Origin of the sequence: uncultured Campylobacter sp. (assembly GCF_938045465.1) — a bacterium.
Classification (GTDB): Bacteria; Campylobacterota; Campylobacteria; order Campylobacterales; family Campylobacteraceae; genus Campylobacter_B.
Genome location: NZ_CALIBF010000120.1, coordinates 1 through 8229 on the forward strand (window position 1 = coordinate 1; position 8229 = coordinate 8229).

Genomic DNA, 8229 nt, shown 5'->3' on the forward strand with positions numbered 1-8229 from the left:
TACCGTGCGCGTCGCGTCTGCGCCGCGACGTTGCGTGCTTGGGCAATCCGTGCGTTGCTTTGTATGCCGCACAAGGCGCCGTCGTTTGAAATTTTACGTGAGGCGTAAGGTGCCTCATCGGTTACAATCACTTGGCATAGCGCGTCTTTCGTGCTTTGCGTCTGCGATCGAGCTTGGAAGCCTGGCTTCTGCGCTCACGTATGCGCCGCCCTGCGTTTTTTACTGAGCGTGCGTCACGCAGCGTCTGATGCGCGCCGTTAAATTTTAAAATTTAAAACAAAGGAAAAATTTGAATTACTGGAACGAAATTTACGCCCACTTTGATCCTGTGGCATTCAGCGCGTTTGGCATAAACGTGCACTGGTACGGCATTATGTATGTTTTGGCGCTACTTACGGCGCTATTTATGGCAAAGTATTTTGTAAAAAAAGACGGCCTTGGCTTTAGCGATAAGATGCTTGATCGCTACTTTATCTGGGTTGAAGTGGGCGTCATTTTAGGCGCGCGGCTTGGATACATTGCGATTTATTCGGGCGAGGCGGCGTGGTATTTCAGCCATCCGTGGCAAATTTTCAACCCCTTTCATAACGGCGAGTTCGTGGGCATTCGCGGTATGAGCTATCACGGCGCTGTCGTCGGATTCGTGATCGCGACGGTTTGGTTTTGCAAAAAATTTAAAACCGATATGTGGGCGCTGCTCGATCTCGTGGCACTTAGCGTGCCGCTTGGATATTTTTTCGGGCGCGTGGGGAATTTTTTAAATCAGGAGCTTTTCGGGCGCGAGACGAGCGAGCCGTGGGGGATTTTGGTAGGCGGCACATTACGTCACCCAAGCCAGCTTTACGAAGCGGTTTTGGAAGGACTGGTAATTTTCGTGATTTTATTTTTCTACCGTAAATTTAAGAAATTTAACGGCGAGCTGATATGTCTGTACGCGATGCTATATACGGCGTTTAGATTTTTCGTAGAATTTTTTAGGCAGCCGGACGATGGGCTTGGGTTTATATTTTTAAATTTATCGATGGGGCAAATTTTATCTTTAGTAATGTTTTTGATAGCAGTTTTCTTAAAGCAGTCTTTGAAGAAAAAACTAATTTGCAGAAATTAAATTAATCTAAAGTTAAAAAGTAATATAATCTCTTTACAAAAATGTAAATTTTCGTTTAGCGGGGATTTATAATCATCTTTTTTAAGGAGAACCTATGCTAGGTCGCATTGAAGGCTTTACGGGCAGATCCATAGACGGCAAAAAAAGCCGCATTATGGCTTTGCAAGACGTGGCGCAAAGCATCAGCGGGCTGATTTTGGCCTGTTTTATGCTGTGTCATATGATATTTACCGGCACGATTTTGATCGGTAAGGGCGCGTTTGAGGGCGTCGTACATTTTGCCGAACCGGGCGGAATTTATTTCGTTACAAACATCGTCGCTTTTGTAATTTTCGTGATTTTCGTGATTCACGCGTTTTTGGCGATGAGAAAATTTCCGGCTAACTACGCCGCTTACAGAGCGTTTAAAGCGCACAAAATGCGAATGAAGCATTGCGACACGACGCTTTGGTGGTTTCAGTTTTGGACGGGATTTTTCCTATTTTTCTTTGCGGCGGCTCATATTTTAATGATCGTATTCGGTCCGAAAATTACCGCAGATCTTGCTATCGCGAGATTCGGACAGCTTCATCTATTTTATTTTGTTTTATTGATTTTCGTAGTAACTCACGCTAGCATCGGAATTTATAGATTATATATGAAATGGATCAGCATAGACGGCACGAAGGCGGAAATTCAAAGTAAAAGAGCCCTCATCAAAAAGACGGTTTTCATCGTTTGGGGTGCATTTTTCTTGCTTTCTATCATCGCCGATTTCAAATGGTTAAGTTTAGAATAGGGAGTTTAGGATGAATGTAATATATTGCGATTCTTTAGTTATTGGCGGCGGTTTGGCGGGCTTAAGAGCTGCGATCGCTACCGGAGAGAAGGGGCTTAGCACTATCGTTTTGAGTCTGATCCCAGTTAAGCGCTCGCACTCTGCGGCAGCCCAAGGCGGTATGCAGGCGTCTCTGGGAAATTCCAAGATGAGCGAGGGCGACAATGAGGACGTGCACTTTGCCGATACCGTAAAAGGAAGCGACTGGGGCTGTGATCAGGATGTCGCTAGGATGTTTGCGCAAACGGCGCCTAAAGCAATCCGCGAGCTTGCGGGCTGGGGCGTTCCTTGGACCAGGATTACTAGAGGCGAGCGAAGCGCTATTATCAACGCTCAAAAAACCACGATTACCGAAAAAGATGAGGTTCACGGGCTTATCCACAGCCGCGACTTCGGCGGTACGAAAAAATGGCGAACCTGCTATACCGCCGATGCTACGGGACATACGATGCTTTTTGCCGTTGCGAACGAAGCGCTAAAGCATAACGTAGATATTCATGATAGAAAAGAAGCGATCGCGCTAATTCACGCAAACAACCGCTGCTACGGCGCAATCGTGCGTGATTTGGTTACCGGCGAGCTGATCGCATACGTCTCAAAGGGCACGCTGATCGCTACCGGCGGCTACGGCAGAGTGTATAAACACACCACAAACGCCGTCGTTTGCGAGGGTATAGGTGCTGCTATCGCGCTTGAGACGGGCGTCGCGCAGCTTGGAAATATGGAAGCGGTGCAGTTTCACCCAACCCCTATCGTTCCGAGCGGAATTTTACTTACCGAAGGCTGCCGCGGCGACGGCGGAATTTTACGCGATGTGGATGGCTACCGCTTTATGCCGGATTATGAACCGGAGAAAAAGGAGCTTGCTAGCCGCGACGTCGTAAGTCGCCGCATAATGGAGCATATCCGCGCAGGTAAGGGGGTAAAGAGCCCTTACGGCGAGCACGTTTGGCTTGACATATCAATCCTCGGACGCGAGCATATCGAGAAAAATTTACGCGACGTGCAAGAAATTTGCGAAATTTTCAACGGCATCGATCCTGCCGACACCGAGGTAATAACCGACGAGCAGGGCAGGAAGCGCGGCAAGGGCTGGGCTCCGATCCTTCCTATGCAGCACTACTCGATGGGTGGCATCAAAACAAAAGCTACGGGCGAGAGTCCAACGCTAGCTGGACTTTTCAGCGCCGGCGAGGCTGCGTGCTGGGATATGCACGGCTTTAACCGCTTGGGCGGAAATTCCGTCGCCGAAACCGTCGTCGCAGGAATGATCGTGGGCGAGTATTTTGCGGAGTATTGCCAAGGACACGATGTCGATATCAATACGCACGATATCGAAAAATTCGTAGATAAAGAGAAAAATTACATTAAAAGCCTGCTTGAAAAAGAGGGTAAATTTAACGTATTCGAGATAAAAAACAAGATGAAAGACGTTATGTGGGAGCACTGCGCGATCTTCCGTACCGGCGAGGGATTAGCCAAAGCCGTAAAAGAGCTCGAGGAGCTTTATAAGCAATCTTTGGACGTCAAAGTAAGCAATAAAGAGCCTTTCGGAAACCCAGAGCTCGAGGAGGCTTATCGCGTACCGAAGATGCTAAAGCTTGCGCTTTGTATCGCCAAGGGTGCGCTTGATCGCACAGAAAGCCGCGGCGCGCACTTCCGCGAGGATTATCCGAAACGCGACGATCTAAACTGGCTAAAACGAACGCTTGCAAACTGGAAAGAGGGCGATACTATGCCTACTCTAAGCTACGAGCCGCTTGATATTATGAAGATGGAGATGCCGCCTGCATTCCGCGGATACGGCGCCAAAGGCAATATCATCGAGCATCCCGACAGCGCCGTGCGCCAAAAAGAGGTCGATGAAATTCGCGAGAAAATGCAAGCCGAGGGCAAAGGCAGATATGAAATTCAAGAGGCATTGATGCATTATGAATTGCAGCCAAAATACAAAGCACCTAACGAAAGAGCAGGTATAGGATATGAGTAGAAAAATAACAATAAAGGCATTTAAGTATAATCCGCTAAGTAAAATTTCAAAGCCGCACTTCGCTACTTACGAGATCGAAGAGACCGACGGAATGACGTTGTTTATCGCGCTTAACGTGATTCGTGAGAAATTTGATCCAGAGCTAAGCTTCGACTTCGTTTGCCGCGCGGGTATCTGCGGTAGCTGCGGTATGCTCGTAAACGGCAAGCCGCAGCTTGCGTGCCGTACGCTTACTAAGGATTATCCGGACGGCGTGATCGAGCTTATGCCGCTTCCATTTTTTAAGTTGCTAAAAGACCTCAGCGTTGATACGGGCAACTGGATGAACGCGATGAGCAAACGCGTAGAGAGCTGGATCCACACCGATCACGAAACCGACATCTCAAAGCTTGAGGAGAAGGTCGAACCTGAGGTCGCGCAGGAGGTTTTCGAGCTGGATCGCTGCATCGAGTGCGGCATCTGCGTGGCGAGCTGCGGTACCGCGATAATGCGAAAGGATTTCATCGGTGCCGTCGGTATCAACCGCATAGCGCGCTTTCAGATCGATGCGCTGGATAAACGCAGCGACGAGGATTTTTACGAACTAATCGGCGATGATGACGGAGTATTCGGCTGTATGACGCTGCTAGGCTGCGAAGACCACTGCCCTAAGCACCTTCCGCTTCAAAGCAAAATCGCATATGTTCGCCGCAAGCTTGCCGCTCAGGGCAAATGCGGCTGCGGCAAATAAAATTTAAGCGGGTTCTTCCCGCTTAAATTTATCTTCCAATTTTATAAATTTTACCTCGATAGACAAATTCCAAAATGCTTGAGTCAGACAAGCGAAGTAGCTTTAAATTTAATACTATCCCAAGCGATAAAGAAGTAAAATATGAAATCGCTTAAGATCGCTAGCGAGGGATAAGGATGAACGAAGCAAAGCCCAAAGAGCTAAAGAAAATTCTAAACGAACGACGTCAAAATTTAGAGCAAGGATCGCAAGAAAATTCTGACGCTCAAAATTTTGATGCCTTAAATTTTGATACTTCAAAATCCGATACCTCAAATTTAAACGTAGAAGGAAATCTAAAATTTCAAAATTCAAATTCCGATGATGCCGCTCCTAATAAAAATTCTAAAACCGGGGCTAGGGATTACGACAAAGATCCGATAGTTATAAAAAATTACAACATTATGCACTTGCTGTTTTATATCATCATAGCAATCATCATTCCGTCTATTTTCATAAAAATTTTGTATAACAAAGGTTTGATAGATTTATATTATGGCGGTAGAACATATTTGCTATATAATCAAAATTCAACTTTTATTTTAAGTATTTTATTTTTGTGCCTGTTTGCCTTGTATTGCTATTTTGCAAAAGAAAATGATATTATTATCAACAATTCGTACATAACATATTTTAAAAATATATCAAGCGGGTTGGAAATTTTTAAAATAAACAATGATAGCTTTATTAAGAAAAACTATAAATTGAAAATAAATGTTTTATGTTTTATTTTGTGTCTGATTTCTCTATTGTCAGGTTTTGGCTATCAAGAAATTATTTTTGTCATTTCTATACTTGTCGTTAGATTTTTGCCAATATTCCTATTTTCGATACTTCAAAATAAAAAATTTGAATTTTATAATCCGGGATATTTATGCATTAAAATAAGAACCAAAAAACAGATAGTTCCTTTGGTTTCAAAAAAAGACACAAAAGAGGTAAGAGAATATTTTTTAAATAAACTCGATATCGATATTAGCGATAAAGTAAATTATTTTATGTAGTCAAATCCCCCAATAAAAGAGATATAAACGAGCAGAAAAAGCATTGATAAAGGGCGCACCTATTACAGGTAGTCTTAAATCGTTACAAGAATATTTTTCTGATTTGCCAAAAATGTCAGAATTTTTTATCGTATTGGCTCGTTAGGTTTTTTCTTTGTATTTTTGCTTTGCATGTATGTGGCGAATATATTTATAAAATTCGTCATATATTTTTGCATAAATAAAGGCATAAAGGGATTTAAAATTTTCCCATTTATAAAAGTCGATGAGCCGTGGCATGGCGGATATTTATATTATTCCGTTGTCGTATCGGCACACTACTATTTGATTTATTTGTATAGCAGTGAAATTTACGACGAAGTTAGAGAGTATTTTCTGCAGAAAAATATAAATATAGACTATATTAAAAAAGACTATACGGTTTTTATCTAGGAGGATATGCGAAGGGGCGGTAAATTTAAAACTAAAATTTCAATATTTTTGGTAAGTCGCCACTAAATTTTATGTGCGAAATTCCGCCCGTTTATATTCGGCTAAGCTCACACTCGGTAGTATTTGTCATTTTATTTGCGGAGATTGCTTCGAAAGAGATAAAATCCAAGCTCATCATAGCGTGCTTGGTTGTTACGGCGGGCGTATTTTGTCTGATCGCAGGCAGTGCGTTTATGGATAGGTCCAAAACTCAGCCCGCGCAAAATTCCACGGCGAGCCGCGCCACAACCTCCGGCAATTCCTCCAATCCGCCGCTAACGGACGAGGATCGCGCTGCACGAGCGAGGTGGCTGTACGAAAGGCTGGGCGCCGAGTTAGATTTGGACGAGTGCGTAGTGCATGGCGATGAGCGAATGGAGTATTTCTGCAAGCTTTTGCGCTCCAAGGACACTGCGCGTATTCTGGCATTTATGCGAGAGCAGCGCATCACTGCGGGCGATCCGCTACATTTTGGCATAACGGCGATAATGTATTCTAGCTTTTACAACGATGCAAACACCACCGAGGAGCTGGTCTATCACGGAGCGGATATCAACCGCACGGACGATTTTTCTCATTCGGCGCTGAGCTATGCTATCGAAAATAACTCTATCGCCGCCGTGGAAGTTCTACTTAAGCATGGAGCTAGCTTTTCTAGCGTTAAATATGTTCGTCCGTGGCTTGTAACCCCGGGATACCACGATTCCTATTTGGTCGCTGATACTAGCGATGCACAGGTAAGGGAATATTACGAAACGCCTAAAAGCGAGGGTATTAGCGCGGTATTTGATCCGCTCTATTACGCCGTGGCGGGCGGATTTTTGCAGATGACGGAGCTTATGCTTAGCAGCGGCGTAAGACCTGAGATTACCGCTTGGACGGACGATCATTGTATTGCTTACACCTTCAAACCTCGCAAGGATGAGCAGCAGCCGAACTGCTCCATATATCAGATGCTACCGCAGCGATATGACGCGAGTATGCTAAATCTGCTGCTTAAATACGATTTAGCAGGGCTTCCGGACGATGAGCGCATCCAAAAACAATACGATGACTGCCGCAATGATTTGTATCTGTTGAAAGAGCATAAGAAAATATACCTAGAGCATATGGATAATTATTGTTACGATGAGATTATTTTAGATTTGACTTTATTAAACAGCTCTAGGTATGAGCTGCTTAGATATATGATGACGGAGCGCTCAAAGTATTCGGAAAATGATGTAATCAAGCTTAACAAAGGTTCGCTGCCCGATCTTAATAGATGCGGCTCGGTAACGCCCAATGTGGCGCTGCTTGGTATCTACGATACGCTTATAAAGCACTATTCTGCGCTCTGCGGCAATGAGCCTAATGGTGCAAGCGGCTTTGATTTGGATAAATTTTTTAGATATTTACACTTAGAAAAATTGGAATATTATCTTAAAATAGAGTATGAGGGCAAGGTGATAAGAGTGGAGGAGTATGATAAAATTTTAAGGCGCGATGCGTCTAAGCAGCTAGAACAAGCGGGATCCAAGACTGTAGATACCGCGTCTGCCAATGAGTAAAATTTCTTAGAATTTTGTCCAGTGAAGGCACGGATATCACCTAAACACGTAATTCTAAATTAAATTTATGTGCGATGATTAGGTTTCAAATGATTAATTTAAAATTTAATTTGGTGATTGTGCGTAAATTTAAAATTTCATGATTATGTCGGTTGCGGCTTTTTGACGCGACGTAAATTCTGCGGTAAATTTGGCTACATATTTTGCGCTTGCGTGATCCGCGCCGCTAAATTTAACTTTCAATATTTTTGCGATAAATTATTGCCGAATTTTGCAGCAAAACATATCCGCTATTCGCCATTGAGTCAAGTGGCGTGGCGCCGTAAGAACGCAATCAAGCCAAGCTCCGCAACAAAGTGCCTGCCGCTCACGTCTAGCGCCGTGAATGCGCGACGAGCGAGCTCTGTAACCCGGCGCCCGTCGCGGCTCGGTGCTTTATATGCCAGCAGCGTCATAGCCCTTGTGCCGAGCCGAACGCTCGCGCTAGCCGACGCGCCTTTGAAAAATCCCCACGTAAAGC

General features: G+C 44.4%; 8 protein-coding genes. 7 read left to right on the forward strand and 1 reads right to left on the reverse strand.

The features are described 5' to 3' along the window. Positions 1-289 precede the first annotated feature (289 nt). The 7 genes from lgt to Q0413_RS05780 all read left to right on the forward strand — a co-directional run bounded on the left by lgt (position 290) and on the right by Q0413_RS05780 (position 7709). The gene (gene lgt / locus Q0413_RS05750; protein ID WP_298103830.1) at positions 290-1108 is read left to right on the forward strand and encodes a prolipoprotein diacylglyceryl transferase; all 819 of its coding nucleotides are present in this window, start codon (positions 290-292) and stop codon (positions 1106-1108) included. 94 nt (positions 1109-1202) lie between these two features. Continuing rightward, positions 1203-1886, forward strand: a complete 684-nt coding sequence (locus Q0413_RS05755) for a fumarate reductase cytochrome b subunit (protein WP_298988036.1) — start codon at positions 1203-1205, stop codon at positions 1884-1886. Between the two features lie 10 nt (positions 1887-1896). Continuing rightward, positions 1897-3915 carry a fumarate reductase flavoprotein subunit gene (locus Q0413_RS05760; RefSeq protein WP_298988037.1) on the forward strand — a complete coding sequence of 673 codons (2019 nt, stop codon included), beginning with the start codon at positions 1897-1899 and terminating at the stop codon, positions 3913-3915. Further along, positions 3908-4645, forward strand: coding sequence for a fumarate reductase iron-sulfur subunit (locus Q0413_RS05765; RefSeq protein WP_298988038.1), 738 nt, complete (start codon positions 3908-3910; stop codon positions 4643-4645). Before Q0413_RS05760 ends, Q0413_RS05765 begins: the two co-directional genes overlap by 8 nt. A gap of 176 nt (positions 4646-4821) precedes the next feature. Beyond that, the gene (locus Q0413_RS05770; protein ID WP_298988039.1) at positions 4822-5688 is read left to right on the forward strand and encodes a hypothetical protein; all 867 of its coding nucleotides are present in this window, start codon (positions 4822-4824) and stop codon (positions 5686-5688) included. Positions 5689-5865: 177 nt separating this feature from the next. After that, complete coding sequence (locus Q0413_RS05775; RefSeq protein WP_298988040.1) at positions 5866-6120, forward strand: hypothetical protein; 255 nt, start codon at positions 5866-5868, stop codon at positions 6118-6120. 71 nt (positions 6121-6191) lie between these two features. Beyond that, a complete protein-coding gene (locus Q0413_RS05780; RefSeq protein WP_298988041.1) occupies positions 6192-7709 on the forward strand; it encodes an ankyrin repeat domain-containing protein in 1518 nt (505 codons plus the stop codon). Positions 7710-8014: 305 nt separating this feature from the next. On the opposite strand, the gene Q0413_RS05785 is transcribed toward Q0413_RS05780, so the two are convergent. Next, positions 8015-8229 (reverse strand): hypothetical protein (locus tag Q0413_RS05785; RefSeq protein ID WP_298988042.1); only part of this gene is annotated, 215 nt, incomplete at its 5' end.

Excerpts from the sequence above, each read along its gene's own strand:
- Q0413_RS05770 (WP_298988039.1), top strand. The coding sequence starts at position 4,822 with ATGAACGAAGCAAAGCCCAAAGAGCTAAAGAAAATTCTAAACGAACGA.
- Q0413_RS05755 (WP_298988036.1), top strand. The coding sequence starts at position 1,203 with ATGCTAGGTCGCATTGAAGGCTTTACGGGCAGATCCATAGACGGCAAA.
- Q0413_RS05760 (WP_298988037.1), top strand. The coding sequence starts at position 1,897 with ATGAATGTAATATATTGCGATTCTTTAGTTATTGGCGGCGGTTTGGCG.
- Q0413_RS05780 (WP_298988041.1), top strand. The coding sequence starts at position 6,192 with ATGTGCGAAATTCCGCCCGTTTATATTCGGCTAAGCTCACACTCGGTA.
- Q0413_RS05765 (WP_298988038.1), top strand. The coding sequence starts at position 3,908 with ATGAGTAGAAAAATAACAATAAAGGCATTTAAGTATAATCCGCTAAGT.